Annotated in this window: 21 protein-coding genes; 14 read left to right on the top strand and 7 right to left on the bottom strand. The window is 74.1% G+C overall.

The window, feature by feature from the left end; translation table 11 throughout:
• Positions 1–1,209, bottom strand: coding sequence for a DUF349 domain-containing protein (locus OG994_RS17100; RefSeq protein WP_120331543.1), 1,209 nt, complete (start codon positions 1,207–1,209; stop codon positions 1–3).
• Between the two features lie 203 nt (positions 1,210–1,412).
• Here OG994_RS17100 and OG994_RS17095 point away from each other — a divergent pair, with 203 nt between their 5' ends.
• The 3 genes from OG994_RS17095 to dapF are packed head-to-tail and all read left to right on the top strand — an operon-like array spanning position 1,413 to position 3,890.
• Complete coding sequence (locus OG994_RS17095) at positions 1,413–2,129, top strand: class III extradiol ring-cleavage dioxygenase family protein (RefSeq protein ID WP_328850306.1); 717 nt, start codon at positions 1,413–1,415, stop codon at positions 2,127–2,129.
• Positions 2,126–3,037, top strand: coding sequence for a tRNA (adenosine(37)-N6)-dimethylallyltransferase MiaA (gene miaA / locus OG994_RS17090; protein WP_328850305.1), 912 nt, complete (start codon positions 2,126–2,128; stop codon positions 3,035–3,037). Before OG994_RS17095 ends, miaA begins: the two co-directional genes overlap by 4 nt.
• A gap of 7 nt (positions 3,038–3,044) precedes the next feature.
• Entirely contained in the window at positions 3,045–3,890 is an 846-nt protein-coding gene (gene dapF, locus OG994_RS17085) for a diaminopimelate epimerase (protein ID WP_328850304.1), read from the top strand.
• 160 nt (positions 3,891–4,050) lie between these two features.
• Here dapF and OG994_RS17080 read toward each other — a convergent pair whose 3' ends face one another.
• Positions 4,051–5,523: an NAD-dependent malic enzyme gene (locus OG994_RS17080; protein ID WP_120331540.1), complete on the bottom strand. Its 1,473-nt coding sequence runs from the start codon at positions 5,521–5,523 to the stop codon at positions 4,051–4,053.
• Positions 5,524–5,651: 128 nt separating this feature from the next.
• Between OG994_RS17080 and hflX the strand changes: the two genes are divergently transcribed.
• Both hflX and OG994_RS17070 read left to right on the top strand, forming a co-directional pair.
• On the top strand, positions 5,652–7,139 hold the full coding sequence (gene hflX, locus OG994_RS17075; protein ID WP_407942535.1) for a GTPase HflX: 1,488 nt from the start codon (positions 5,652–5,654) through the stop codon (positions 7,137–7,139).
• A gap of 196 nt (positions 7,140–7,335) precedes the next feature.
• The gene (locus OG994_RS17070; protein ID WP_158610162.1) at positions 7,336–9,057 is read left to right on the top strand and encodes a hypothetical protein; all 1,722 of its coding nucleotides are present in this window, start codon (positions 7,336–7,338) and stop codon (positions 9,055–9,057) included.
• 75 nt (positions 9,058–9,132) lie between these two features.
• On the opposite strand, the gene lexA is transcribed toward OG994_RS17070, so the two are convergent.
• Entirely contained in the window at positions 9,133–9,918 is a 786-nt protein-coding gene (lexA, locus tag OG994_RS17065; protein WP_120331539.1) for a transcriptional repressor LexA, read from the bottom strand.
• A 649-nt stretch (positions 9,919–10,567) separates the two neighbouring features.
• Between lexA and nrdR the strand changes: the two genes are divergently transcribed.
• From nrdR to OG994_RS17045, 4 genes are all read left to right on the top strand, one after another.
• Positions 10,568–11,068 carry a transcriptional regulator NrdR gene (gene nrdR / locus OG994_RS17060; protein WP_120331538.1) on the top strand — a complete coding sequence of 167 codons (501 nt, stop codon included), beginning with the start codon at positions 10,568–10,570 and terminating at the stop codon, positions 11,066–11,068.
• A 31-nt stretch (positions 11,069–11,099) separates the two neighbouring features.
• The gene (locus OG994_RS17055) at positions 11,100–14,003 is read left to right on the top strand and encodes a vitamin B12-dependent ribonucleotide reductase (protein WP_328850302.1); all 2,904 of its coding nucleotides are present in this window, start codon (positions 11,100–11,102) and stop codon (positions 14,001–14,003) included.
• Between the two features lie 179 nt (positions 14,004–14,182).
• A complete protein-coding gene (locus OG994_RS17050; protein WP_120331536.1) occupies positions 14,183–14,542 on the top strand; it encodes a VOC family protein in 360 nt (119 codons plus the stop codon).
• 148 nt (positions 14,543–14,690) lie between these two features.
• Positions 14,691–15,626, top strand: coding sequence for a DUF2332 domain-containing protein (locus OG994_RS17045; RefSeq protein ID WP_328850301.1), 936 nt, complete (start codon positions 14,691–14,693; stop codon positions 15,624–15,626).
• A gap of 106 nt (positions 15,627–15,732) precedes the next feature.
• Here OG994_RS17045 and OG994_RS17040 read toward each other — a convergent pair whose 3' ends face one another.
• Positions 15,733–17,052: an MFS transporter gene (locus OG994_RS17040; protein WP_328850300.1), complete on the bottom strand. Its 1,320-nt coding sequence runs from the start codon at positions 17,050–17,052 to the stop codon at positions 15,733–15,735.
• A 251-nt stretch (positions 17,053–17,303) separates the two neighbouring features.
• Between OG994_RS17040 and OG994_RS17035 the strand changes: the two genes are divergently transcribed.
• Positions 17,304–17,546 carry a DUF5522 domain-containing protein gene (locus tag OG994_RS17035; protein ID WP_120331597.1) on the top strand — a complete coding sequence of 81 codons (243 nt, stop codon included), beginning with the start codon at positions 17,304–17,306 and terminating at the stop codon, positions 17,544–17,546.
• Between the two features lie 2 nt (positions 17,547–17,548).
• Here the strand turns inward: OG994_RS17035 and OG994_RS17030 are convergent, their stop codons facing one another.
• On the bottom strand, positions 17,549–18,835 hold the full coding sequence (locus OG994_RS17030) for a D-alanyl-D-alanine carboxypeptidase family protein (RefSeq protein ID WP_328850299.1): 1,287 nt from the start codon (positions 18,833–18,835) through the stop codon (positions 17,549–17,551).
• 48 nt (positions 18,836–18,883) lie between these two features.
• The gene (gene bla, locus OG994_RS17025; RefSeq protein WP_328850298.1) at positions 18,884–19,867 is read right to left on the bottom strand and encodes a class A beta-lactamase; all 984 of its coding nucleotides are present in this window, start codon (positions 19,865–19,867) and stop codon (positions 18,884–18,886) included.
• A gap of 153 nt (positions 19,868–20,020) precedes the next feature.
• Between bla and OG994_RS17020 the strand changes: the two genes are divergently transcribed.
• The gene (locus OG994_RS17020; RefSeq protein ID WP_240033197.1) at positions 20,021–20,575 is read left to right on the top strand and encodes a hypothetical protein; all 555 of its coding nucleotides are present in this window, start codon (positions 20,021–20,023) and stop codon (positions 20,573–20,575) included.
• Positions 20,576–20,585: 10 nt separating this feature from the next.
• Here OG994_RS17020 and OG994_RS17015 read toward each other — a convergent pair whose 3' ends face one another.
• Positions 20,586–21,272 carry a metal-dependent transcriptional regulator gene (locus tag OG994_RS17015; RefSeq protein WP_120331530.1) on the bottom strand — a complete coding sequence of 229 codons (687 nt, stop codon included), beginning with the start codon at positions 21,270–21,272 and terminating at the stop codon, positions 20,586–20,588.
• A 97-nt stretch (positions 21,273–21,369) separates the two neighbouring features.
• Here OG994_RS17015 and OG994_RS17010 point away from each other — a divergent pair, with 97 nt between their 5' ends.
• From OG994_RS17010 to OG994_RS17000, 3 genes are read left to right on the top strand one after another with little or no spacing between them, the layout of a single operon-like run.
• Positions 21,370–22,224, top strand: coding sequence for a sulfurtransferase (locus OG994_RS17010; protein WP_328850297.1), 855 nt, complete (start codon positions 21,370–21,372; stop codon positions 22,222–22,224).
• A gap of 47 nt (positions 22,225–22,271) precedes the next feature.
• Positions 22,272–23,453, top strand: coding sequence for an acetoin utilization protein AcuC (locus OG994_RS17005; protein WP_328850296.1), 1,182 nt, complete (start codon positions 22,272–22,274; stop codon positions 23,451–23,453).
• A gap of 22 nt (positions 23,454–23,475) precedes the next feature.
• Positions 23,476–26,025, top strand: coding sequence for a bifunctional acetate--CoA ligase family protein/GNAT family N-acetyltransferase (locus tag OG994_RS17000; RefSeq protein WP_328850295.1), 2,550 nt, complete (start codon positions 23,476–23,478; stop codon positions 26,023–26,025).
• The last annotated feature ends 1 nt before the right edge of the window (position 26,026 follow it).

The following is a 26,026-nucleotide window of genomic DNA, read 5'->3' as shown; positions in this document are numbered from 1 at the left end:
TCAGCCCGACTGCTCGGCCAGCTGGAGAAACTGCCGCTTCGTCGCGAGGGCCTGCTCGGCCTCCCGGATCCGCCGGGCGTCGCCGGCGGCCTGCGCCCGCGCCAGCCGGTCCTCCGCCTCGGCGACCTGCGCCCGCATCTGGGCGAGCAGCGGGTTGTCCTCCTTGGACGTACGCCGCCACGCCGAGTCCATGACCTCGCGGACCTTCTCGTCGACGGCCCGCAGCCGGCGCTCCAGCCCGGCGGCCGCCTCGCGGGGCACCCGGCCCGCCTCGTGCCACTGGGCCTGGATCTCCCGCAGCTTCGCCTGGGCGCCCTTCGGGTCGCCCTCGACGTCGAGCGCCTCGGCCTCGGCGAGCAGGGCCTGCTTGCGCTCCAGGTTGGCGCGCTGCTCGTTGTCCCGCGCCGAGAACACCTCGCTGCGGCGGGTGAAGAACTCGTCCTGCGCGGCCCGGAACCGTTCCCACAGCCGCTGCTCGGCCTCCTTGGAGGCGCGGGGCGCCGCCTTCCAGCGCGACATCAGGTCCTTGAGCTGGTTGGCCGTGGCCGCCCAGTCGGTGGAGTCCTTCAGCTTCTCCGCCTCGGTGACCAGCTCCTCCTTCACGGCCTGCGCCTGCTTGCGCTGCGCGTCCAGGGACGCGAAGTGGGCGCCCCGGCGGCGGGTGAAGCCGTCGCGGGCGGCGGCGAAACGCTTCCACAGCTCGCCGTCGGTCTTCTTGTCGACGCCCCGGATGGTCTTCCACTCGTCGAGGATCTCCTTGAGGCGGTCCCCGGCGGTCTTCCAGCCCGTCGACTCGGCGGCCAGCTTCTCGGCCTCCTCGACCAGCGCCGTCTTGCGGGCCAGCGCCTCGGCGCGTGCCGCGTCCCGCGCCGCGCGGGCCTCGCCGGCCTTCTCCTCGGCCAGGGCCGCGAGCCGGTCCAGCCGTGCGGCCAGCCCGTCGATGTCGCCGACCACGTGCGCCTCGGCGAGGGAGGCCCGGATCCGGCGGATCGTGCTCAGCGAGTGGCCGGCGTCCGCCGCGCCCGAGTTGAGACGGGCCTCGGTCAGGTCCACCTCGGTCACCAGATCGGCGAAGCGGCGCGCGAAGTGTGCCAGCCCCTCCTCCGGTGCTCCGGCCTGCCAGGATCCGACCACCCGCTCGCCCTCGGCGGTCTTGACGTACACGGTGCCGTCCGCGTCCACCCGTCCGAAGGCAGTCCAGTCGCTCATGTGCCCATCCTCGTTCTCCCGGCGTCGGGGGAACCGTCCCCCGAGCGCCGCCACGGCGCAGCCAAGTTTCTCCCCGGCATTGTCACAGGTACGACCCCGTCCCCGTCGAGCGCCTATCGCCGACCGTGACCATACGGTGTCCTACCGCCCGGGTGACCGGATCGGCGCGTGGACGCACCGGGGTGTCCCGCTACCGTGAACGGGTGCCACTGGTCGCCGCCGCCGTCTGCCCCCACCCGCCCCTGCTCGTGCCCGAGGTGGCCGGTGCCGTCGCACCGGAGCTGGACGACCTCCGGGCCGCCTGCGACGCCGCCGTGGCCCGGCTGCTGTCCGCCGGACCGGACACCGTGGTGCTGGTCGGGGACGGGCCGGAGACCGGCTGGGTCCCGTCGCCGGCCACCGGCTCGTTGCAGCCGTGGGGTGTCGACCTGGCCGTCCCCCTGAGCCCGGGCCAGCCGGACCGGGGCGCGGTGCTGCCGCTGAGCCTCACCCTGGGCGCCTGGCTGCTCGCCCGCCACGAGGTGCGGGTGCCGGTCGCCGCCGTCCAGGTCGCCGCCGACACCGCCGGGGCCGGGCTGCGCGACCTCGCCGCGCGGGTGTCGGAGCGCGGCACGCGGGTCGTGCTGCTGGCCATGGGGGACGGGACGGCCTGCCGGGGCGAGAAGGCGCCCGGCTACCACGACCCGCGCGCGCAGGCGTACGACGAATCGGTGGCCGCGGCCCTGGCCGGCGCGGACGCCGACGCCCTCCTCGACCTGGACCCGGCGCTGTCCGCGGAGCTGCGGGTGGCGGGTCGCGCGACCTGGCAGGTGCTCGCCGCCGCCGCCCGCGCGGCGGGCGGCGACTGGCGGGGTGACCTGCTCCACCACACGGCCCCGTACGGCGTCGCCTACCTCGTGGCGACCTGGACCCGCGGATGACCGGCACCGTCGTGGCCGTGGTCGGGCCGACCGCGGCGGGCAAGTCGGCGCTGAGCATCGCCCTCGCGCACGCCCTCGACGGCGAGGTGGTCAACGCCGACTCGATGCAGCTCTACCGGGGCATGGACATCGGCACCGCCAAGCTCACCCCGGCCGAGCGGGAGGGGGTGCCGCACCACCTGCTGGACATCTGGGACGTCACCGAGCCGGCCAGCGTCGCGGAGTACCAGCGGCTCGCCCGCGCGGACGTCGACGGCATCCTGGCCCGGGGGCGGGTGCCGCTGCTGGTCGGCGGCTCGGGGCTCTACGTCCGGGCGGTGCTGGAGCAGTTCGAGTTTCCCGGCACCGACCCGGCGATCCGGGAGCGGCTGGAGCGGGAGCTCGCCGAGGTCGGCCCGGCCCCCCTGTACGCGCGGTTGCGCGCCGCCGACCCCACCGCCGCCGCGGGAATCCTGCCCGGCAACGGCCGGCGGATCGTCCGGGCGCTCGAGGTGATCGAGCTGACCGGGGCGCCGTTCACGGCGTCGTTGCCGGAGCCCACCCCGTACTACCCGTCGGTGCAGATCGGCGTGGACCTCGACACGGAACTGCTGGACGAGCGGATCGCCCGGCGGGTCGACCGGATGTGGGCCGACGGCCTGGTCGCCGAGACCCGCGAGCTGGTCGGCCGGGGCCTGCCCGACGGGCGTACGGCGAGCCGCGCGCTCGGCTACCAGCAGGTGCTGCGGTTCCTCGCCGGCGAGCTGACCGAGACCGAGGCGTACGAGGAGACGATCCGCGCCACCCGGCGCTTCGTCCGACGGCAGCGTTCCTGGTTCCGCCGGGACCCCCGGATCCACTGGCTCGACTCGGCCGACCCCGGCCTGGTGGCCGAGGCCGTGCGGGTGGCGACGTCCGCTGCGCGATGATGGGGGCGTGGAGTTCACCAAGGGGCACGGCACCGGCAACGACTTCGTGATCCTGCCCGACCCGGACGGCGCGCTCGACCTCACCCCGGGGCTGGTCGCGGCGCTGTGCGACCGGCGGCGGGGGATCGGCGCGGACGGCGTGCTGCGGGTCGTCCGGGCCGCCAAGCACCCGGAGGGAGCCGCGCTGGCCGGCGAGGCCGAGTGGTTCATGGACTACTGGAACGCCGACGGCTCGCTGGCCGAGATGTGCGGCAACGGCGCGCGGGTGTTCGTCCGCTACCTCCTGGACACCGGGCTGGCCGAGCCCTCGGACGCCGCGCTGCCCGTGGCGACCCGGGCCGGCGTGGTGCGGGCCCGGATCGAGGGGGCGGACGTCGCCGTCGAGATGCGCCGCCCCCGGCTGTACGACGCGTCGACGGCCACCCTCGGTGGGCTCACCCTGGCCGGCACCGCCGTGGACGTGGGCAACCCGCACCTCGTGTGCCCGCTGCCCGCCGGGCTGGACCTGCCGGCGCTCGACCTGGGCCGGGCGCCCGAGGTGGACGCCGCGGTCTTCCCCGCCGGCGTGAACGTCGAGTTCACCGCCCCCGGCGCGCCGGTGGCGGGCGCCGACGGGCACGTGCTGATGCGGGTCTACGAGCGGGGCTCGGCGGAGACGCTCTCCTGCGGCACCGGCGCGTGCGCGGTGGGCGCGGTGGCGCTGCGCGACGCGGGGCGTGACACCGGGGTCGTCGCCGTCGACGTGCCCGGGGGCCGCCTCACGGTGACGGTGACCGAGGACTCCTGCTGGCTCTGCGGCCCCGCCGTCCTGGTCGCCACCGGCCAGGTCACCGCCAAAACCCTGCACCCCTGACCCGTGCCCTGACCCCGCCCGGTCACCCCGTCGATCTTGCACTTTCGGCCCCTGGATCGCGTGGAATACGGCTTTTGCCGGGGCAGAAAGTGCAAGATCGCGGGGAGGGGTCCCCGGGGGGCCCGGGCCCCCGGGGAGGGGTCCGCGCGGGGCCCGGGATTTACGGGGTGGCGGAGGCTTCGGCGGCGATCTCGGGGAGGTCGGCCGGGCCGGCGTCACCGGCCGGAGCGGGCGCCGCGGCCGGGTTCTGGGCGGCCGCGCGTACGGCGGCGGCCACCGCGGGGGCCACCCGGGCGTCGAAGACGCTCGGCACGATCACCGTCGGGTTGATCTTGTCCTCGCCGACGACGTCCGCGATGGCCTGCGCCGCCGCGATCGCCATCTCCTCGGTGAACTCCTCCGCGTGCGCGTCGAGCATGCCGCGGAACACACCGGGGAAGGCCAGCACGTTGTTGATCTGGTTGGGCTGGTCCGACCGGCCGGTGGCGACCACCGCGGCGTGCTTGCGCGCCTCCCGCGGGTCGACCTCCGGGTCGGGGTTGGCGAGCGCGAACACGATCGCGTCCTTCGCCATGGTGGCGATGTCCTCGCCGGTGAGCAGGTTCGGGGCGCTCACCCCGATGAAGACGTCCGCGCCCTGGATGGCGCCGGCGAGGTCACCGGAGTAGTTCTCCTTGTTGGTGTTCTCGGCCAGCCACTGCCAGGCCGGGTTCAGCCCGGTCTGGCCGCGGTGCAGGGCGCCCTGCCGGTCGTACGCGATGATGTCGCCCACGCCCTGACGCAGCAGCAGCTTCATGATCGCCGTGCCGGCGGCGCCGGCGCCGGAGACCACGACCCGGACGTCCGTGAGCTGCTTGCCCACCACTCGCAGCGCGTTGGTGAGCGCGGCCAGCACGCAGATCGCGGTGCCGTGCTGGTCGTCGTGGAAGACGGGGATGTCGAGCGCCTCACGCAGCCGCGCCTCGATCTCGAAGCAGCGCGGCGCGGCGATGTCCTCCAGGTTGATCCCGCCGTACGCGGGGGCGATCGCCTTGACGATAGAGACGATCTCGTCGGTGTCCTGGGTGTCGAGCACCACCGGCCAGGCGTCCACGCCGCCGAAGCGCTTGAACAGCGCCGCCTTGCCCTCCATGACGGGCAGCGCCGCGGCCGGGCCGAGGTTCCCGAGGCCCAGCACGGCCGAACCGTCGCTGACCACCGCCACGGTGTTGCGCTTTATGGTCAGCCGCCGCGCGTCCGCCGGGTTCTCGGCGATGGCCTGGCACACACGGGCCACACCGGGGGTGTACGCGCGGGACAGCTCGTCGCGGGTGCGCAGGGCGACCTTCGAGCTGACCTCGATCTTCCCGCCGAGGTGCAGCAGGAACGTGCGGTCGGAGACCTTGCGCACGTCCACCCCGTCGAGGGCGCTGAGCGCCTGGACGACCTGGTCGGCGTGGCTCGCGTCGGCGGTGTCGCAGGTGAGGTCGACGATCACGTTGGTCGGGTCGGAGTCGACCACGTCCAGCGCGGTCACGATCGCCCCGGCCTCCCCGACGGAGGTGGTCAGCCGCCCGATCGACGACGCGTCCGCCGGTACGGCGATCCGGATCGTGATCGAGAATCCGGCACTCGGAAGTCGGGTGATGGCCACAGGTTCCTCCGTCAGCGCTGAGCGGCTCGACTGGCATTTCTACTCGCCCACCCGGCTCGGCCGGCATCCGGCCCCGCTACCGGTGGGTACGACCACGGGCATAACGCAGGTGCGCCGCGCGTTGTCACATGTCAGGATTGCTCGGTAACCGGCAGAACGGACAGGAGATCGGCTTGCGCGACCAGGACACCGTCGTCGTCCCCGTTGAGGGCGAGGAGCTCGACGCCACCACCGGCGAGTTCGAGCTGTCGGAGCGGCAGGCGCTGCGGCGGGTCCCCGGCCTCTCCACCGAGCTCACCGACATCACCGAGGTCGAGTACCGCCAGCTCCGCCTGGAGCGGGTGGTGCTCGTGGGCGTCTGGACCGAGGGCACGCAGACCGACGCCGAGAACTCCCTCACCGAGCTGGCCGCGCTGGCCGAGACCGCCGGCTCCCAGGTGCTCGAGGGGCTCATCCAGCGGCGCGACCGTCCCGACCCGGCGACGTACATCGGTCGGGGCAAGGTCGACGACCTGGGCTCCGTCGTGCTCGCCACCGGCGCCGACACGGTCATCTGCGACGGTGAGCTCTCCCCGTCGCAGCTGCGCAACCTCGAACAGCGGACCAAGGTCAAGGTCGTCGACCGTACGGCGCTGATCCTCGACATCTTCGCCCAGCACGCGAAGAGCAAGGAGGGCAAGGCGCAGGTCGAGCTGGCCCAGCTGGAGTACCTGCTGCCCCGCCTGCGCGGTTGGGGCGAGACGCTCTCCCGGCAGACCGGCGGTAGCGCCCGCGTGGGCGGCGCCGGCGGCGGTGTGGGTCTGCGTGGTCCCGGTGAGACGAAGCTCGAGACCGACCGGCGCCGGATCCGCACGCGGATCGCCCGGCTGCGTCGCGAGATCAAGGGCATGCGCACCGTACGCCAGACCAAGCGTGCCCGCCGCTCCCGCAACGCGGTGCCGGCCGTGGCCATCGCCGGTTACACCAACGCCGGCAAGTCGAGCCTGCTCAACCGCCTGACCGGCGCGGGTGTGCTGGTCGAGAACGCGCTGTTCGCCACCCTCGACCCGACCACCCGCAGGGCGACCACGAGCGACGGGCGTGTCTACACGCTCTCCGACACGGTGGGCTTCGTCCGGCACCTGCCGCACCAGATCGTCGAGGCGTTCCGCTCGACGCTGGAGGAGGTCGCCGAGGCCGACCTGGTGGTTCACGTCGTCGACGGCACCCACCCGGATCCGGAGGAGCAGGTCCGGGCGGTACGCGAGGTGCTCGCCGAGGTGGGCGCCGACCGGCTTCCCGAGCTGCTGGTGGTCAACAAGATCGACGCCACGGACGAGGAGACGCTGCTGCGGCTGAAGCGGCTCTGGCCGGAGGCGGTCTTCGTCTCGGCCCGCTCCGGGCGGGGGATCGACGACCTGCGCGACGTCATCGAGACGCGGCTGCCGCGGCCCGCGGTGGAGGTGCGTGCGGTGCTGCCGTACGACCGGGGTGACCTGGTCGCCCGGGTGCACCGCCTCGGCGAGGTGCTCAGCACGGCCCACCTGCCCGAGGGCACGCTGCTGCACGTGCGCGTGAACCAGCCGCTCGCCGCCGAGCTGGCCCCGTACGCGCAGGCGGCCGTCGCCGGGGCCTGACCCCGGCCGGCGTGCCGGCCTGACATCGCCGGCGTGAGCCTGGCGTGCCGGCCTGACCCGGGCGGCGTGAGCCCCGCGTACCCGCCTGACACCACCGGCGTGAGCCCGGCGTGCCGGGGTTGCCCCCCGGCCGGCGTACCGGCCTGAGCCGGCTGGCGTGACCCGCCGGAAACCCCGGGCATGCGACACTTGCGCAATGCGCCGCGCTGTTTCCTCGGTCACGGTCGCCCTCGGGCTCGTCGGCGTCACCGTGGCACTCACCGGAGCCGCCGCCCTGGCGGCCCCCGCTCCGGCAGCTCCCGCTCCCGGCGAACCGCAGCCCGGCAAGAAGCGGTGCACCATCACCGACGAGCGGCTGCGCGAGATCTCCGGGCTCGTGGCGACGAACAGCGGCTACATCGTGATCAACGACGGCACCGAGGTCGAGTCGCGTAAGCGGGTCTTCTACCTGGACAACAAGTGCAAGATCTCCAAGGATCCGGTGCCCTACTCCGGTGAGGGCCCGTTCGACACGGAGGACCTGGCGCTCTCGCCCGACCGCAAGACGCTGTGGATCGCCGACACCGGTGACAACCCCATGTCGGAGGAGCGCCGCAAGCGCGTGGCGGTCTGGACCATGCCGGTGAGCGGCTCCAAGGAGCCCGTCCTGCACCGCCTCTCGTACCCGGAGGGGAAGCCGCACGACGCCGAGGCACTGCTGGTCGGCGACGACAAGCTACCGCTGATCATCACGAAGGTGATCTCGGGCAAGGCGGAGATCTACCGTCCGACGGCGGCGCTCAAGAACGGCGCCACCGAGCCGGTGCCGATGGAGAAGGTCGGCGAGATCACGCTGCCGAAGACGCAGACGGACAACCCGCTCAACACGTTCGGCCGGGTCGCGATCACCGGTGCGGCCCGCTCCCCGGACGGCAGCAGGGTGGTGCTGCGCACGTACGCCGACGCCTTCGAGTTCGACGTCACCGGCGGTGACATCGTCGGGGCGCTCACCACCGGCAAGCCGCGGGTAACCCCGCTGTCCGACCCGTTCGGCGAGGCGATCGCCTACACGCCCGACGGGAAGACCTTCCTCACCGTCTCGGACGTCGCGCAGCTCGGCGACGACGAGCTCGACGTGAACATCCTCGCCTACACGCCGTCGACGAGCACGGCGGCGCCGATCGCCGACGACCACGAGGGCGGGCAGGCGGCCGGCCGGTCGTGGTTCGACGAGCTGAGTCTCCAGGACATCACCTACCTGATCGCCGCGGTCGGCGTGATCGGCGTGGTGCTGGTCGGCATCGGCATCTTCGGCATCCTCCGGACCCGCCGCAAGCGGGCGGCCGGTGAGGATCCGGACGGCCCGGACGGTGTCGACGACCGGCCGAGCGGCTTCGTGGAGGCCGACGCTCCCGTGAGCGACGGTCCGCGGGGCGGTGTCTACGGCGGTGCCCCGAGCAACGGCGCCGTGTACGGCGGAGGCCCGGCGCGCGGGGGTGCTCCGCCCGCCGGGGGCCCGGCCCGCGGCGGCGCGCCCGCCGGTGGCGGCGTCTACGGCGGCGGTCGACCGGCCGGCGGCACGGGAGGCGTGTACGGCGGTGCGCGGCCGCCCAGCGGCGGCGGTGGCCGCCCGAGCGGCGGTGGTGGTGTCTACGGCGGCAACGGCCGGCCCGCGGGCGGCGGTCGCCCCGCCGGTGGCGGTGGGCGGCCTGCCGGCGGCGGTGGGCGCCCCGCGGGCGGTGGGGTCTACGGCGGTGGTCAGCCCGGCGGCGGTGGCGTGTACGGCGGAGGCCGTGCGGAGCCGCCGCCCCGACGGGGTGGGCCCGGGCCGGAGCCGGACTATCGGGGCCAGCGGGGCGGTCGCCGGCGAGACGACGACATCGACCCATACGGCCAGTACCCGGGTGGGGGCCGCGGCTACCGGGGCGACCGATACTGATCGCCGCGTGCGGGCGCGGGTTCGCCCGTGGAGCCCTCGGTGCGGGTGACCACCGGGCGTGGCCACCCGCCCGTGTCAGATGCGCCGCAGCACCGCCACGACACGCCCCATGATGGTCGCGTCGTCGCCGGGGATCGGGTCGAAGGCCGGGTTCTGGGGCATCAGCCACACGTGCCCGTCGCGGCGGCGGTAGGTCTTGACGGTGGCCTCGCCGTCGAGCATGGCCGCCACGATGTCGCCCGACTCGGCGGTCGGCTGCTGCCGCACGACCACCCAGTCGCCGTCGCAGATGGCCGCGTCGAGCATCGAGTCGCCCTTGACCTGGAGCATGAAGACCTCACCCTCGCCGACCAGCTCGCGGGGGAGCGGGAAGACGTCCTCCACCGCCTGCTCGGCGAGGATCGGGCCGCCGGCGGCGATCCGGCCGAGCATCGGCACGTACGCCGGGGTGGGCCGCTGGGCGCGGGCCAGCTCGTCGTCGACCAGGTCGCCGGGGGCGCGGACGTCCACGGCGCGCGGCCGGTTGGGGTCGCGGCGCAGGAAGCCCTTCTTCTCCAGCTCCTTCAGCTGGTAGGCGACGCTGGACGGGGACACCAACCCGACCGCCTCGCCGATCTCCCGCACGCTCGGCGGGTAGCCGTGCCGGTCGACCCAGGTGCGGATGAACTCCAGGATCCGCCGCTGCCGGGCGGTCAGGTCGACCGTCGCCGGATCGGGGAAGGTGCTGACCACCGGGGTGACCGGGCGTACGGCGGGCTGCGCCGCCCGGGTGCGCGCGGTGCCCCGGCGCCGAGTGGCCGGCGGACCCGCCTCGGCGAGCTGCTGCGGGTTCTTCGGCCGGCTGGCCCGGTCCTCGGTCACGTCCGTCCTCCCTGTCGGCGCTGGGTGCCCCCGGCGCCCCCTGTTGCGTGCGGTGATGCCGGTGTGCTTTCTGGTGCGGCGGATCCCGCCGCGACCGGTTGTTCCTGACCGTATAGGTGAGATCGGTCATTTTCAAACATCTGTACGACCTCTCACCGGCGTGTCGCGGGGAAAACCGAAACGTTCGTACTCCCGTTCTGATAAATGGTACGTCGGTTGGCACGCGTGTTCGAATGCTCGTGGTCGGCGGGACCGGCCGATCGGGCGAGCCTGGCCGGCGAAGCGGTAACCACGGGCCGGTCCGCCCGTTGGGTTCACCGGCGGGTCGGCGGGCTCGGCCCGCCGGGCCGGACGGGGGTGGATCGGCGTGCCGGCGGGGTCGGACGGCGGGTCGGACGGGCGGGGATCGACCGGGATCGGGAGTGACACGCGGGACACGCCGTCGACTTGACCGGGGTCCGCCGGGGGCATACGGTCGACCCCTAGATGTAGTAGTCACATGGGCGTAAGTTGCCTATAGGTTGGGTTCGACTACCGACCGCACTCCCGTACAGTGACGCGGCGGGGGCCATCGGACGATGGCGACGCCGCGGTCTCGCGTTGCCCGGGAACGGCTCGGGTCGAGCGCGGGCGATCAAGGAGGTCAGCGATGCGGTGTCCGTACTGCCGGCACGCCGACTCTCGCGTGGTCGACTCGCGGGAGGCCGACGACGGCCAGCTCATCCGGCGGCGGCGCGCCTGCCCGGAGTGCGGCAAGCGGTTCACCACGGTCGAGGAGGCCGTCCTGGCGGTCGTCAAGCGCAGTGGGGTGACCGAGCCGTTCAGCCGGACGAAGATCATCGGTGGGGTGCGCAAGGCGTGCCAGGGCCGGCCCGTCGACGAGGACGCCATCGCGCTGCTCGCCCAGCGGGTGGAGGAGACGATCCGGGCCAAGGGCGCCGCCGAGATCCCCAGCCACGAGGTGGGGCTCGCGATCCTGGGCCCGTTGCGGGACCTGGACGAGGTGGCGTACCTGCGGTTCGCCAGCGTCTACCGGTCCTTCGACTCGCTCGCCGACTTCGAGCGCGAGATCGAGTCGTTGCGGGCCGCGGCGCGCGCCCGCGAGAACGGCGGGGCGGACGCGGTCGAGGCCGCCGCCCGCGCGCACTGATTCTTCGGTTTCTGTCAGATTGGGACGCGCGGTGGGTGACCGCGCAGACGAGGGGGGCGACGGCGTGACGACAAGCAGGTCGCGGAGCAAGGCAGGCGCGGGCCTGAAGATCGAGCGGGTCTGGACGACGGAGGGGGTCCACCCGTACGACGAGGTCACGTGGGAGCGCCGGGACGTCGTGATGACGAACTGGCGGGACGGCTCGATCAACTTCGAGCAGCGCGGGGTGGAGTTCCCCGAGTCGTGGAGCGTCAACGCGGCGAACATCGTGACCACCAAGTACTTCCGGGGCGCGGTGGGGACCCCGGAGCGGGAGTGGTCGCTCAAGCAGCTGATCGACCGGGTGGTCACCACCTACCGGACGGCCGGCGAGGAGTACGGCTACTTCGCGAGCCCGGCCGACGCGGAGATCTTCGCCCACGAGCTGACCTGGATGCTGCTGCACCAGGTGTTCAGCTTCAACTCGCCGGTCTGGTTCAACGTGGGCACGCCGTCGCCGCAGCAGGTCAGCGCGTGCTTCATCCTCTCGGTCGACGACTCGATGGACTCGATCCTCGACTGGTACAAGGAGGAGGGGCTGATCTTCAAGGGCGGTTCCGGCTCCGGCGTGAACCTGTCCCGGATCCGCTCCTCCAAGGAGCTGCTCTCCTCCGGCGGCACCGCCTCCGGCCCGGTGAGCTTCATGCGGGGCGCCGACGCGAGCGCCGGCACCATCAAGTCCGGCGGCGCGACCCGGCGGGCGGCCAAGATGGTCATCCTCGACGTGGACCACCCGGACATCGAGGAGTTCGTGCTCACCAAGGCGCGCGAGGAGGACAAGATCCGCGCGCTGCGGGACGCCGGCTTCGACATGGACCTGGGCGGCGCCGACATCGTCAGCGTCCAGTACCAGAACGCCAACAACTCCGTCCGCGTCTCCGACGAGTTCATGAACGCCGTGGAGAACGGCGGCACCTTCGACCTGCGCGGCCGGCTCGACGGCGCGGTCATCGACACCGTCGACGCCAAGAAGCTCTTCCGCACCATCGCCCAGGCCGCGTGGGAGTGCGCCGACCCCGGCCTCCAGTACGACGACACGATCAACGACTGGCACACCTGCCCGGAGACCGGGCGGATCACCGCGTCGAACCCGTGCTCGGAGTACCTGCACCTGGACAACTCCTCCTGCAACCTGGCGTCGCTCAACCTCATGAAGTTCCTCCGCGCCGACGGGGGCTTCGAGGTGGAGAAGTTCGTGAGGTCGGTCGAGCTGGTCATCACGGCCATGGACATCTCGATCTGCTTCGCCGACTTCCCGACCGAGAAGATCGGTGAGACCACGCGGGCCTACCGGCAGCTGGGCATCGGCTACGCCAACCTGGGCGCGCTGCTGATGGCCTCCGGCCTGCCGTACGACTCGGACCAGGGCCGCTCGCTCGCCGCGGCGATCACCTCGCTGATGACCGGCACCGCGTACCGCCGTTCGGCGGAGCTGGCCGGCATCGTCGGCCCGTACGACGGCTACGCCCGCAACGCCGAGCCGCACAAGCGGGTCATGCGCAAGCACGCGGCCGCCAACGACGAGATCAAGCCGGCCGGCACCGTGGCCACCGCCATCCAGCGGGAGGCCACGAAGCAGTGGACCCTCGGCAACAAGATCGGTGACAAGTACGGCTGGCGGAACTCGCAGGCCAGCGTGCTGGCGCCCACCGGCACCATCGGCCTCATGATGGACTGCGACACCACCGGTGTGGAGCCGGACCTGGCGCTCGTCAAGTTCAAGAAGCTGGTCGGCGGCGGCTCCATGCAGATCGTCAACCAGACCGTGCCGCGCGCCCTGCGCAGCCTCGGCTACCCCGAGGAGCAGGTCGAGGCGATCGTCGAGCACATCGCCGACCACGGCCACGTGGTGGACGCCCCCGGCCTCAAGCCGGAGCACTACGCGGTCTTCGACTGCGCGATGGGTGAGCGCTCGATCGCCCCGATGGGGCACGTGCGGATGATGGCGGCCATCCAGCCGTTCATCTCCGGCGCCATCTCGAAGACGGTCAACATGCCGGAGCAGGCCACCGTCGAGGACGTCGAGAAGATCTACTTCGAGGGCTGGAAGCTCGGCCTCAAGGCCCTGGCGATCTACCGCGACAACTGCAAGGTCGGCCAGCCGCTCTCGGTCGCCAAGTCGAACAAGGCGACCACGGAGACCGCCGAGACCGCCGCCGAGCCGGAGAAGGTCGTCGAGAAGGTCGTCGAGTACCGCCCGGTGCGCAAGCGCCTGCCGAAGAAGCGCCCGTCGCAGACGATCTCCTTCTCGGTCGGCGGCGCCGAGGGCTACCTCACCGCGTCGTCCTACCCGGACGACGGCCTCGGCGAGGTCTTCCTCAAGATGTCGAAGCAGGGCTCGACCCTGGCCGGCGTGATGGACGCCTTCTCGGTGGCCATCTCCATCGGTCTCCAGTACGGCGTCCCGCTGGAGACGTACGTCAGCAAGTTCACCAACATGCGCTTCGAGCCGGCCGGCATGACCGACGACCCGGACGTGCGCATGGCCGCCTCGGTGATGGACTACATCTTCCGGCGGCTGGCACTGGACTTCCTGCCGTACGAGCGCCGCGCGGAGCTGGGCATCTTCACGGCCAAGGAGCGGGCCGCCCAGCTCGCGGCCGAGGCGGAGGCGGAGGCCAACGGTGCGGACCTCACCGCGATGGCCGCCTCCGCCCCGGTCGAGACCAAGCCGGAGGAGCCGAAGACCGGCCCGGTCGCGCAGCCGGCGCAGGAGACCGCCGACGTGGCCGCCGCCAAGCCGGCCCCGTCGGTCGGTTCCAGCACCGAACTGCTGGAGGCCGTGATGGGCAAGGCCGCCGACGCGCCGCTCTGCTTCACCTGCGGTACGAAGATGCGCCCCGCCGGTAGCTGCTACGTCTGCGAGGGCTGCGGCTCCACCAGCGGCTGCAGCTGACGTACGCGCCACACGCTGCCCCGATCCCGGTCACGGGGTCGGGGCAGCGGGCGTCTGGCGACGGGACGACTCACTGTCTCCGAGTCGTATCGCCCGTCCGGCACGCGGTGCCCACCGGCACCGATGAGTTCCGGGTCTCCGGTCGGTCCTACTGACAACCGACCGCTCAGGAGACGCGAATGCCCTCGATCCAGCCCGTCGTCAGCACGCCCGACCTTCCCCGCCTGCGCACCTTCTACGAGACGGTGCTCGGTGCGACGCAGACCTTTCGTGTGCCCGACGAAGGCCCGGAGTTCTACGTCGAGCTGCGGATCGGGGAGACCGTGCTCGGCCTCGTCCAGAGGGACGACACCCAGATCGGCGCGCCGGTGCGGATCATCCTCAGCGCCGAGGTTCCCGACGTCGACGCGCTGCTGCCCACTGTCGAGTCGGCCGGCGGCACCGTGCCCGGACAGCCCAACGACATGCCGTGGGGCCAGCGGGTCGCGCACGTGCTCGACCCCGACGGCAACATGCTCAACCTGACCCGGTGGCTCTAGAGGACAGGCTCACCGTGGAGGGGCCCCTCCGCGATCTTGCACTTTCTGCCCTGGCAAACGGGGACACATGCCGCGAATCGCGGGCCGAAAGTGCAAGATCGCGGGGTCAGATCAGCCCTGCGGCGCCGACATCGGCGATCATGGGCCCATGACGATCGCCGCCGACTACGTCGACTTCGCCGTCCGCGAGCTACGCGGGGTGTCACCCACGTACGAACGGCTGGCGCTCGCCGTCTCGCGCGACGACGAGCTGCTCGCCCGGCTCGGCGAGCTGCCGCCCGGCAAGCGGCAACCGAACCTGCTGTTCGGCGTCGTACGGCTGCTCGGCGGCCCCGTCGACGACCCGGCGGCGTTCCGAGGGTTCGCGGTGGCGAACTGGCCGGCGATCGCCGCGGAGATGTGCGTCCGGGCGACCCAGACGAACGAGGCCGGCCGCTGCGCCGTCCTGCTGCCCGTGCTCGCCGCCCTGCCGCAGCCGCTCGCCCTGCTGGAGGTCGGCGCCTCTGCCGGTCTCTGCCTCTACCCCGACCGGTACGCCTACCGCTACGGCGACCACCGCGTCGGCTCGGGCACGCCGGTGCTCGACTGCGCGGCCACCGGCCTGATGCCCCCGACCCGGCTGCCGCGGGTGGTGTGGCGGGCCGGTCTCGACCTGAACCCGCTCGACGTGACCGACCCCGCCGACGTGGCGTGGCTGGACGCCCTCGTCTGGCCGGAGCACAGCCACCGCCGCGAGCGGCTGCGCGCCGCCGCCCGGATCGCCGCCGCCGACCCGCCGCTGCTGGTACGCGGCGACCTGGTGGACGACCTGCCGGCCCTGGCCGCCCGGGCGCCGGCCGGCGCGACGCTCGTGGTGTTCCACACCTCGGTGCTCTACCAGGTGCCCCGCGCACGGCGGGACGCGTTCGTCGACGTCGTCCGCGAGCTGCCCGGGCACTGGATCTCCAACGAGGCCCCCGAGGTGCTGCCGTACGACGGGCTGCCGGAGCCGCCGAGCGAGGCGCTGCACAACGTGCTCGCGCTCGACGGCCGGCCGCTCGCCTGGTCGCGGGGGCACGGCCAGTCGATGGTCTGGTTCGGCTGAACCACCCGCCGCCGGCAGCGCCAGCGCTATGCGCGGTCCGGCAGCTACGAGCCGGTCCAGCAGCGACACGCACGCTCCGGCTGCGCTGCGAGCCGGTCCGGCGGCGTTACGCCGGGTCCGGTGTGTCCCGCATCCTCCGCAGTGGAGAGAACACCACGAACAGGCACGCGCTCCACGTGCCGAGCACGCAGACCAACAGCGCCGTACGTAGCCCGAGCGCAGTGCCGAGGGCACCGCCGACCAGCGCGCCGAGCGGGATCACCCCGAAGCAGATCCACAGGAACGCGGCGTTGACCCGGCCGAGGATGGCCGGCGGGGTGATCCGCTGCCGGTAGGTCGTCGACGCCACGTTGAACAGCACGGCGTTGGCGGAGAAGGCGGCCAGCCCGATGCCGTAGAGGAGTACGCCCCAGCCGGGCCGCGCCAGGGGCATCAGCAGGTAGAGGGGGCCGGGCGTGGCCATCGACACCCAGATGACCCGGGCCGAGCCGATCCACGCCGACAGCCGCGCGGCGAGCGCCCCGACCACGAGGCCGCCGACGGCGCTGACCGAGAAGACCACGCCCACCTGTACCGAGGAGGCGCGCAGCTCGCGCACCATGAACGTCACCTCGATCGAGCTGGCCGCCATCACCCAGAAGTTCGAGGTGGTCGTGCAGGCGAGGATGCTCAGCAGGATCCGCTGGCGGCGGACGAAGGCGAGTCCGTCGGTCATCTGCACCCGCAGCGGCACCCGCTCCGCCGGCGCGGCCGGGTCCGGTCCCGACGACGGCCCCGACGACGGTCCCGTCGCGGACCCCGCTCTCGGGCCGGGCCGGATCAGCAGCAGGGTCAGCGCGCTGACCAGGAAGGCGAGCCCGTTGGCGAGGAACGTCCGCGCGGCGCCCACCAGCCCGATGAGCACACCGCTGAGCGTCGGTCCCACCAGCTCCGCGGCGTCCTGGCTCATGGTGAGCTTGGCGTTGCCGTCCACGAGCTGCGCCGCCGGGATCAACGCGGGCAGCATGCTCTTGTACGCGACCGTGAACAGCACGGTGAGCACGCCGGAGAGCCCCACCACCGCGTACAGGAAGCCGAGCGTGAGGTGCCCGACCAGCGCGGCCACCGGTAGCGACAGCATCAGCGCGGCCCGGCCCAGGTCGCAGAGGATCATCAGCTTCCGCTGGTCGGTCCGGTCGGCGAGGATGCCGGCCGGCAGCGAGACGAGCAGGTACGGCAGCCAGGCCAGGAAGGTGAGCAGCGATACCTGGAAGACGCTGGCGTGCAGGGTGTCCGCGGCGAGCAGCGGAACCGCCACCCCGGCGATCCGGGTGCCCAGCTCGCTGACCGTCTGGCCGCTCCACAGCAGCACGAAGTTCCGGTCGCGCAGCAGCGACGGCGGTCGGACGACGGGGGACGCCGGGGGATCGGCGACGTGCTGGCTCACCGGGAGGCCTGTCTGTGGGCACGGACACGGGACGTCGCGAACCGTAGTGGGGCGGCCGCGACCGGGCGCGGCATTTTCCCGCCGAACCGGCCGCCCGCCCGGCCCCGCCCGCCCGGCGCCGTTCGCCCGGCCCCGCCCAACCGGCGCCGTTCGCCCGGCCCCGCCCAACCGGCGCCGCTCGCTCCGCCCCGCTCGCCCCGCCCCGCTCGCCCGGCCCGGGGCGCCGGGGTCGCTGTTCCTAGACTGCGGCGGTGACCGGTGAACGACGACCGCTGGCGGCCCGCCCGCTGACCGAGCCGCACCCGTCGCGGCTGCCGGCGGACCACCCGGACCGGGAGCGGATCCTCGCGGCGCACGCCGCCGCCCTGGAGGCGGGGGAGGCCGGCTACCTCGACCCGGGCAGCGGGTTGTTCGTGCTGACCGCCGGCTTCCTGGCCCGCCGCGGTACGTGCTGCGGCCGCGGTTGCCGGCACTGCCCGTACGTCGACGACTGAGCTCAGCGGTGCCGCCGGATGCGGTCCCACGTGGACGGCGGTTCGAGGCGTACGCCGCTCTCGATCGCGACGGTCACGGGTGCGCCCTCACCGGCGACCGCGCTGATCCGGCCGGTCTCCGTCCCGGCCGGCAGCCGTTGCGGCACCGGAGGGACGTCGACGTCCAGCCGCACCGGCATGCCGGGCCACCCCAGTACGCGTACGTCCTGCGCCGCGTGGAGGGTCGTGCCGGCGCCCAGCGGCCCCCGTACGGTGGCGACCGGCTCGCCGGCCTTCACGACCGGGTGCTCCGCGATCGCGGCCACCGCGGTGCGGATCAACGGTCGGGTCGCCCGGAACACCCGGTCCAGCTGCACGGGGGTGTCGGCGCCGGGCTGCCCCAGGACGGCGCCCACGACGGTGACCTTCCGGCCGGCCACCGTGGCGACGGCGGCGAAGACGAGGCAGCCGCCCGCCTCGTCGGTGGATCCGGTCTTGATTCCCACGACGCCGTCGCGGCCGACGAGGGAGTTGTAGTTGCGGACCGTCCCGGCGACCGGGAGGGTGGCCTCCTTCTGCGCCACGATCTCCGCGAACGCCGGCAGCTCCATCGCCTTGCGCGCCAGGATCACCTGGTCGACGGCCGTGCTCACGGTGCCCGGGTCGAGGCCGGCCGGGTCGGTGTAGTGGGTGTCGGTCATGCCGAGCGCGGCGGCCGTGTCGTTCATCTTGGCGACGAAGGCGTCGACGCTCCCGGCGTCCCAGGCCGCGAGGATCCGCGCCATGTTGTTGGCCGACGGGAGCAGCACGGCCTGGAGCGCCTGACGCTCGGTGAAGACCGCCCCGGCGACGACCGGCACGAGCGACTCCCCGCGCGCCCGTTCCCTCGGGTACGCGGCGGCCTGCGCCGCGCTGACGGTGAGCGTCGGTCCCTGCTCGCCGCGGTCGAGTGGGTGCGCGGTCAGGATGACGTACGCGGTCATCACCTTGGCGACGCTCGCGACCGGCACCGGCCGGTTGCCGCCCGACGTGCCGAGCGGGCCCAGCCCGTCGACGGAGAGGGCGGCCTGGCCGGCCTGCGGCCACGGCAACGCGGGGGCCGCCCCGGGGACGACCGTGGACGCGGGCAGGGTCCGTGTGACGGCCGGCGCCGGCAGGGGGCGGTGCAGCGGTTCGATCGCCACGAGGGCGGCACCCGCCAGGAGTACGACGAGCAGGCCGGTCACGAGCAGCCAGACGCTGGCGGTACGACGCCGGACCGGAGGCGGCGGCGTTGCGGTGGTCACGTGAGTCGTCGCGGACTCGGGCATGGACTCTCTCCCTACGGCACGTCGGTCTGTTCCACGTGGTCGTGTCGCTCAGGTCAGCGTTCTGACCACGTACGCGGCGGCCTCGGCGATCAGGGCCTGATCGTAGGCGGCGTCCCGCTCGGCCCGGCTCGACATGATCGCGATCACGAGCGGCGCGGCTCCCGGGGGCCACACGACGCCGATGTCGTTGAGGGTGCCGTAGTCGCCGGTCCCGGTCTTGTCGGCCACCGTCCACCCCCGCGGCACGCCGGCCCGGATGCGTGCGGCGCCCGCGCCCGTGGCGTTGCGTTCCATGAGGTCGCGCAGGAAGGCGCGGCGGTCGTCGGCCAGCGCGTCGCCCAGCAGGATCGCCCGGTAGGTGGTGCCGATCGCCCGGGGCGACGTCGTGTCCCGGGGGTCGCCCGGCGTGGCCTCCACGATGGTCGGCTCGATCCGGTCCATCCGGGTCACCGTGTCGCCGAGGCTCCGCACGTACGCGGTCAGCGCGGCCGGCCCGCCGAGTTCGCGGAGCAGCAGGTTGCCGGCCGTGCCGTCGCTGTAGCGGACCGCGGCGTCGCACACCTGGCGGAGCGTCATCCCCGTGTCCACGTGCCGCCTCGTGATGGCGGAACTCTTCATGAGGTCCCGTCGCGTGTACCGCACGACGGTCTCCAGGTACGACAGCGGGTGGCGGTGCAGCACGGCCGCCGTCGCCAGCCCCTTGAACGTCGAGCAGAACGCGAACCGCTCGTCCGCCCGGTGGGCGATCGTGGCGGCGGTGCCGGTGTCGAGGGCGTACACCCCGAGCCGCGCGTCGAACCGGCGCTCCAGCGCGACGAGGCCGGCGTGCGGCGCCGACGCCGAGGGGGCGGACGCCGAGGGGGCCGTGGGGGCGGGAGAGGCGGCCGACGGGCCGGGGGAGGGCGTCGCCTCCGTGGTGCAGGCCGCCAGCGGAAGGAGCGCGCCGGTGCCCAGGAGAGCGCGGCGGGTGACGGCCGGCGGGGAGGCGTTCGTGGCCCGTCCGCCGCCCGGCAGTGAAGATCGGGAACCCATGTGGAGGAGACGCGTGCGGCGACGCCCCTGGTTGCGCCGGGTCGTGTGGCGTCCGTCCCCTCGGGCGGCGGTTCCCGGTCTTCCGCATCGGCCCGGTTGCCCGTACGGTGTCCGACGGACATCCGGCGGGCCACCCGCCGGCGAGGTGGAGGGATGAGAGTGCGCGCCCGGACCTGGCTCGCCGCTTCGGCCGTACTGCTGACCGCCGGCTGCGCCTCTGAGCGCGAGCCGGTGGCGCTGCCGCCGCCCGCGCCCATCGCCCTCGACGTGCCCGCCGCGTCCTCCGGCGGCGCCTGCCGGCTGCTCGACTTCGCCGTGATCGAACAGCACGTGAACGTACGCTTCGACGTGGCGGCGGCCAGCGAGCGGGGCGACACCCACACCTGCGTGGTGCGGGCCGGGCAGGCTACCCTGCCCGAGCTGACGCTCACGGTGACCGAGACGTCGATGGACAAGGCCACCTTCGCGGCCGACGTGGTGCCGGACTCGGCCGGCAAGGTCACCGGGCTCGGTCAGCAGGCCTACCGGCGGACCACCGGCGCCGCCGGCGGCCACGGGCCGGCGGCCGAGGTGGGCTGGCTCTCCACGGACGGCCGGTTGGCGACCCTGCGCTGGACCACCCCGAAGGGCACCGCCAGGTCGGCGGCCGAGAAGCTCGTGGCCGGGCTGACCGCCCTGGCCAAGACGGTGAACACCAGGGCGTTGTGACGGTGCGCCGTCAGGGGGCGGCGACGAAGACCCGGGAGGCGACCTCGCGGGGCAGCCGGATCCGGTCGCCGGAGCGGTCGATCGACACCCCGTCGCGCTCCTGGGCCACCGTCACCGTGGCGCCCGGGTCGACCCCGGCGGCGTGCAGCTGGCGCAGCACGTCCGCGTTGGTCTGGACGCTCTCGCAGATCCGGCGCACGACCACCGTCCCGGACAGGCCGGGGAAGGCCAGGTTGCGCTCGCCGTCGGCCGCCGCGGTCTCCTCCGGCCCCGGCGAGCCCAGCTCCTCCAGGCCCGGGATCGGGTTGCCGTACGGCGAGCGGGTCGGCCGGTTGAGCAGGTCGTAGACGCGCTTCTCCACGGCGTCGCTCATCACGTGCTCCCACCGGCAGGCCTCGTCGTGGGCCTCCTCGTAGGGCATCCCGATCACGTTGACCAGCAGCAGCTCGGCGAGCCGGTGCTTACGCATCACCGAGACGGCGGCGCTGCGACCCTGCGGGGTGAGCGTCAGGTGCCGGTCGCCCTCGACGGTCAGCAGCCCGTCGCGTTCCATCCGGGCGACCGTCTGGCTCACCGTGGGACCGCTCTGCTTCAGCCGCTCGGCGATCCGGGCACGCAGCGGCGGCACACCCTCCTCCTCCAGTTCGAGGATGGTGCGTAGGTACATTTCCGTCGTGTCGACCAGGTCGTGTTTCACGTCAGCGGCCCTCCAGTGATCGATGTTACCGCGCTCCCGCTGTAACGACCGAGGCCGAAACGCGAGCCAGCTGCCCGGATGGTGTTGACTGGACGGCATGTCCGGTACCGAGGATCTGCTCGTCGAGCCCGACCGGCTCGCCGCCGAGCTCGACTCCGCCACCCCGCCCACCCTGCTCGACGTCCGCTGGCGGCTCACCGGCCCGCCCGGACGCGACGACTACGCCGTCGGTCACCTGCCCGGCGCGGTCTTCGTCGACCTGGACACGGCGCTGTGCGGACCCCCGGGCCACGCCGGACGGCACCCGCTGCCCGATCCCGGGGCGTTGCAGGCCGCGCTGCGGGCCGCCGGCGTCCGGAGCGGCCACCCCGTCGTCGTGTACGACGGCGGTGACGGCATGGCGGCGGCCCGCGCCTGGTGGACGCTGCGCTGGGCCGGGCACCGTCCGGTCCGCCTGCTGCACGGCGGGTACCCGGCCTGGCTGGCCGCCGGCCTGCCCACCACCACCGAGGTGCCGCGGCCGGCGCCGGGCGACGTCGAGGTGAACCCCGGCGCGCTGCCCGTGCTCGACGCGGCCGCCGCGGCCCGGCTCGCCGCCGGCGAGGGGCTGCTGCTCGACGTACGCGCGGCGGCGCGCTACCGCGGCGAGACCGAACCGATCGACCCGGTCGCCGGGCACGTGCCCGGCGCCGTCAACCTGCCCGCGCCGGAGTACGTCGCCGACGGCCGTTTCCCCGCCGCCGAGGTGCTGCGGGAGCGGTTCGCCGAAGCCGGGGTGACCGAGGGCACACCGGTCGGGGCGTACTGCGGGTCGGGGGTGACCGCCGCCCAGGCGGTGCTCGCCCTGCACCTCGCCGGCCGGCCGGACGCCGCGCTGTACGTCGGTTCGTGGAGCAACTGGGTGGCCGACCCGGACCGTCCGGTGGCCACCGGGCCGACACCCGGGGCGTGAGCAGGACGTACGCTGCCGTCCACCGGTCCACGTGCGACGATGGGCCCATGTCCGACGACACGGTGGTGGTGTGGGACGAGTCACTGCTCGCCTACGACATGGGTGACCATCCCCTCGACCCGGTCCGGGTGGAGCTGACCATGGCGCTCGCCCGGGAACTCGGCGTCCTCGACCGGCCGGGGGTGCGCCTGGTCAAGCCGGAACCCGCCGACGACGCGCTGCTCACGCGGGTGCACGAGCCCCGCTACCTGGCGGCGGTCCGCGCCGCGCCGTCCGACCCGCTGTTCGCCGGGTTCGGGATGGGCACCTCGGACAACCCGATCTTCGACGGGATGCACGAGGCCAGCGCGCTGATCGCCGGGGCGAGCGTCGCCGCCGCCGAGGCGGTCTGGCGGGGCGAGGCGCGGCGGGCCGTGAACGTGGCCGGCGGGCTGCACCACGCCATGCCGGCCCGGGCCTCCGGGTTCTGCGTCTACAACGACCCGGCGGTGGCCATCGCCCGCCTGCTCGACCTCGGGGCGGAGCGGATCGCGTACGTGGACGTGGACGTGCACCACGGCGACGGGGTGCAGCAGATCTTCTGGGACGATCCCCGGGTGCTGACGGTCAGCCTGCACGAGACGCCGCTCGCCCTGTTCCCGGGCACCGGGTTCCCCGACGAGACCGGCGGACCGAACGCCCAGGGCAGCGCCGTCAACGTGCCGCTGCCGCCGAGCACCGACGACGCGGGCTGGCAGCGCGCGTTCCACGCCGTCGTCCCGTCGGTGCTGCGCGCGTACCGGCCCCAGCTGCTGGTGACGCAGTGCGGCGCGGACGCGCACCGGCGCGACCCCCTGGCCGACCTGCACCTCTCGGTCGACGGGCAGCGCGCCACGTACCTCGCCCTGCGGGCGCTCGCCGACGAGCTGTGCGACGGCCGCTGGGTGGCCACCGGCGGCGGCGGGTACGCGCTGGTCGAGGCGGTGCCGCGGGCCTGGACGCACCTGCTGGCGGTGGCCACCGGCGAGCCGTTGGACCCGGCGACGCTGACTCCGCCGTCGTGGCGGGAACTGGCGGCCACCCGCTGCCCCGGGCGGGAGGTGCCGCTGCGGATGACCGACGACGTCGACCCCGCGTACGAGCCGTGGCAGCCCAGCGGCGAGCCGACCGCGGTGGACCGGGCGATCGCGGCCACCCGCAAGACGGTCTTCCCGCTGCTCGGGCTCGACCCGCACGACCCGCGCGACTGAGCCGGCCGGGGGAGGGCGGCCGGTGACAACCGTGGACCAGCCGGTGGACGTGCTGCTCAGCGACGGCACCACCGTCCAGTTACGACCCATCCGGCCCGACGACGCGCCGGGCATCGTGGCCATGCACGCCCGGTTCTCCGAGCGCACCCGTTACCTGCGCTACTTCTCGCCGTACCCCCGGATCCCGGAGCGGGACCTGCAGCGTTTCGTCACCGTCGACCACCGGGACCGGGAGGCGCTCGTCGTGCTGGCCGGCGGGCGGATCGTGGCCGTCGGCCGGTACGAGCGGCTCGGGCCGGAGGCGCCGGAGGCCGAGGTGGCCTTCGTGGTGGAGGACGCCTACCAGGGCCGGGGGATCGGGTCGGTGCTGCTGGAGCACCTCGCCGACGCGGCCCGCCGGGTCGGCATCGTGCACTTCGTGGCCGAGGTGCTCCCGGCCAACGGGGCGATGTTGCGGGTCTTCTCCGACTTCGGCTACCAGCTGCAGCGGCAGTTCGCCGACGGCGTGGTCCACCTCACCTTCCCGATCGCGCCCACCGAGGCGACCCTCGAGGTGCAGCGTGGCCGCGAGCACCGGACGGAGGCCCGCTCGATCGCCCGACTCCTGGCGCCGCGGGGCGTGGCCGTCTACGGCGCCAGCGCCACCGGCCAGGGCGTCGGCGCCGCGGTGCTCGGGCACCTGCGCGACGGTGGCTTCACCGGCACGGTGGTCCCGGTGCACCCGACCGCCGCGACCGTCGCCGGGCTGCCCGCGTACCCCCGCGCGGCCGACGCCGGCGTGCCGGTGGACCTGGCGGTGGTGGCCGTGCCGCCCGAGGCGGCGCCCGCCGTGGTCGCCGACGCCGCGGCCGCCGGGGTGCACGGCCTCGTGGTGATCTCGGCCGGTTTCGCCGAGGCGGGCGCCCAGGGCGCCGCCGCGCAGCGGGCCCTGGTCCGGGCCGCGCACGCCGCCGGCATGCGGGTGGTCGGCCCGAACTGCCTCGGGGTGGCGAACACGGACCCGGCCGTACGCCTGAACGCCACGCTCGCGCCGGCGCTGCCGCCGCCGGGACGGGTGGGGATCTTCAGCCAGTCCGGGGCGTTCGGGGTGGCGCTGCTGGCCGAGGCGGACCGGCGCGGGCTCGGCCTGTCCCGCTTCGTCTCGGCGGGGAACCGGGCCGACGTCTCCGGCAACGACCTGCTCCAGTACTGGCAGGACGACCCCGGCACCGACGTGATCCTGCTGCACCTGGAGACGTTCGGCAACCCGCGCAAGTTCGCCCGGCTGGCCCGCCGGATCGGGCGGACGAAGCCGGTGGTGGCGCTCGCCTCGCCGGCCCGGCCACCGGGCGTGGGCGACTCCGCCGGCCCGGACGCCGTCGCGGTGGCCGCCCTCTTCACCCAGTCCGGGGTGATCCGGGTCGACACGGTCGCCGAACTGCTGGACGTCGGGGTGCTCCTGGCCCACCAGCCGCTGCCCGCCGGTCCGCGGGTCGCGGTGGTCGGCAACTCCTCGGCGCTCACCGGGCTGGCCGCCGCCGCGCTGGCCGCCCAGGGGCTGACGCTGGCCGACGGGTACCCCCGCGACGTCGGGCCGAACGGCACGGCGTCCGAACTCGCCGCCCTGCTGGCCGCGGCGGCCGGCGACGAGCGGGTCGACGCGCTCGCCGTGACGCTCGCCCCGCCGCTGCCCGGTCAGCCCGCCGACGCCGACGTCACCGCCGCGCTGCCCGCCGCTCTCGACGGGGGCAAGCCGGTCGTCGCCACCGTGCTGGCCGGACGCGCCCCGGCCGGGCTGCCCGCGTACGGGGGCGTCGAGGAGGCGGTCCGGGCGCTGGGCCGGGTGCACCGGTACGCGGAGTGGCTGCGCCGCCCGTCGGGCGCCCTGCCGGAACTGCCCGGCGTCGACCGTGCCGCCGGCCAGGCCGCGCTGCGTCCCGAGGGTGCCGACGTGCCCGCCCTGCTGGCCGCGTACGGCATCGACCTGGTGCGGTCGGTGCCGGTGCGTACGCCGGACGAGGCGGTCGACGCGGCGCGGCGGCTCGGCTTCCCGGTGGCGCTCAAGGCTGCGGCGCACGGGCTGCGGCACCGGCTCGACCTCGGCGCCGTCCGGCTCGACCTGCCGGACGCCGCGACGGTCCGCCGCGCGTACGCCGAGATGGCCGCGGCCTTCGGCGCGGACGTCCTGGTCCAGCCGATGGTCCCGCCCGGTGTGGCCTGCGTGGTCGAGCTGGTCGAGGATCCGGCGTTCGGGCCGGTGGTCGGCTTCGGGCTCGGCGGCGTGGCCACCGAACTGCTGGGCGACCGGGCCTGGCGGGCCGTGCCGCTGACCGACCGGGACGCCGCGGAGTTGGTCGACGAGCCACGGGCGGCCCCGCTGCTGCGCGGCCACCGGGGCGCCGCGCCGGTGGACCGCGCGGCCCTCGCCGACCTGCTGCTGCGGGTCGGCCGGCTCGCCGACGAGCAGCCGCGGGTGCGGGCGCTCACGCTCAACCCGGTGCTCGCCCGGCCCGACGGACTGTCGGTGCTGCACGCCACCGTCCGCCTCGGTGCGGCCCTCGACCGCCCCGACACCGGCCCTCGCCGCCTGTGAC

Origin of the sequence: Micromonospora globbae (assembly GCF_036184225.1) — a bacterium.
In the GTDB taxonomy this organism is placed as follows: domain Bacteria; phylum Actinomycetota; class Actinomycetes; order Mycobacteriales; family Micromonosporaceae; genus Micromonospora; species Micromonospora globbae.
This window is presented reverse-complemented; position numbering and strand designations above follow the sequence as displayed.

What these genes read in the sequence shown, in the direction of transcription:
- OG994_RS17050 (WP_120331536.1), top strand. Translation starts at nt 14,183, where the DNA reads ATGCCCTCGATCCAGCCCGTCGTCAGCACGCCCGACCTTCCCCGCCTG.
- OG994_RS17005 (WP_328850296.1), top strand. Translation starts at nt 22,272, where the DNA reads ATGTCCGACGACACGGTGGTGGTGTGGGACGAGTCACTGCTCGCCTAC.
- OG994_RS17020 (WP_240033197.1), top strand. Translation starts at nt 20,021, where the DNA reads ATGAGAGTGCGCGCCCGGACCTGGCTCGCCGCTTCGGCCGTACTGCTG.
- OG994_RS17045 (WP_328850301.1), top strand. Translation starts at nt 14,691, where the DNA reads ATGACGATCGCCGCCGACTACGTCGACTTCGCCGTCCGCGAGCTACGC.
- OG994_RS17070 (WP_158610162.1), top strand. Translation starts at nt 7,336, where the DNA reads ATGCGCCGCGCTGTTTCCTCGGTCACGGTCGCCCTCGGGCTCGTCGGC.
- bla (WP_328850298.1), bottom strand. Translation starts at nt 19,867, where the DNA reads ATGGGTTCCCGATCTTCACTGCCGGGCGGCGGACGGGCCACGAACGCC.
- OG994_RS17010 (WP_328850297.1), top strand. Translation starts at nt 21,370, where the DNA reads ATGTCCGGTACCGAGGATCTGCTCGTCGAGCCCGACCGGCTCGCCGCC.
- OG994_RS17030 (WP_328850299.1), bottom strand. Translation starts at nt 18,835, where the DNA reads ATGCCCGAGTCCGCGACGACTCACGTGACCACCGCAACGCCGCCGCCT.
- nrdR (WP_120331538.1), top strand. Translation starts at nt 10,568, where the DNA reads ATGCGGTGTCCGTACTGCCGGCACGCCGACTCTCGCGTGGTCGACTCG.
- miaA (WP_328850305.1), top strand. Translation starts at nt 2,126, where the DNA reads ATGACCGGCACCGTCGTGGCCGTGGTCGGGCCGACCGCGGCGGGCAAG.
- hflX (WP_407942535.1), top strand. Translation starts at nt 5,652, where the DNA reads ATGTCAGGATTGCTCGGTAACCGGCAGAACGGACAGGAGATCGGCTTG.
- OG994_RS17100 (WP_120331543.1), bottom strand. Translation starts at nt 1,209, where the DNA reads ATGAGCGACTGGACTGCCTTCGGACGGGTGGACGCGGACGGCACCGTG.